The sequence below is a fragment of the Parazoarcus communis SWub3 = DSM 12120 genome (assembly GCF_003226565.1).
Taxonomy (GTDB): Bacteria; Pseudomonadota; Gammaproteobacteria; order Burkholderiales; family Rhodocyclaceae; genus Parazoarcus; species Parazoarcus communis.
Genome location: NZ_QKOE01000093.1, coordinates 1 through 628 on the forward strand (window position 1 = coordinate 1; position 628 = coordinate 628).

General features: G+C 65.3%; 1 protein-coding gene. It reads left to right on the top strand.

Features of this window, described 5'->3' with window-relative positions; all coding sequences use genetic code 11:
• Positions 1 to 295: 295 nt before the first annotated feature.
• Positions 296 to 628 (top strand): DUF1194 domain-containing protein (locus DNK49_RS23190; protein WP_120719296.1); only part of this gene is annotated, 333 nt, incomplete at its 3' end.

The window sequence follows — 628 nt, forward strand, 5'->3', positions numbered from 1 at the left end:
AGACGCCGCCGGTCTTGCGGCCCGCCTCGCGCAGATCCTCGGTGAGGCTCTCGTCGAGGAAACGCCGTACCTCGTCGCGAAAGGCCTGATCCGCGGCACTCAGGGCAAGGTCCATCGGGCTTCCTCCGTTTTCTTCTTCTCACAGAGAAGCTACCGATCGTCCGCCGTCGCCGTCCAGTGCACGGCTGACAGCCGCTTCCGACGGGCGGTATGCTTCTTGCGTCACTTTCCGTGCCTCGACCTGCGTACCCCCCCAACCTGCGTGCCCGACGTGCGCGCCCAAGTGGAGATCGTGATGCGCTGGCTGCTCGGTCTGCTCGCCGCTTTCGTCGCGGTCCTGCCTGTCGCGGCACAGGAAAAGAAGGAAGTCGACCTCGCCCTGGTCTTGGCCATCGACATCTCCGGCAGCATCGACCCCGACGAGGCCCGCCTGCAGCGACAAGGCTATGTCGACGCCTTCCGCGACCCGGTGATCGTCAAGGCCATCCTGGGCGGCAACCACGGCCGGATCGTCGTTGCCTATTTCGAATGGTCCGATGCCTGGGTACAGAAGCTGCTGATCGACTGGACCCTCCTCGACTCGGAGGCGACCATCAAGGCATTCACCGATCGCCTCGACGCCGCGCCG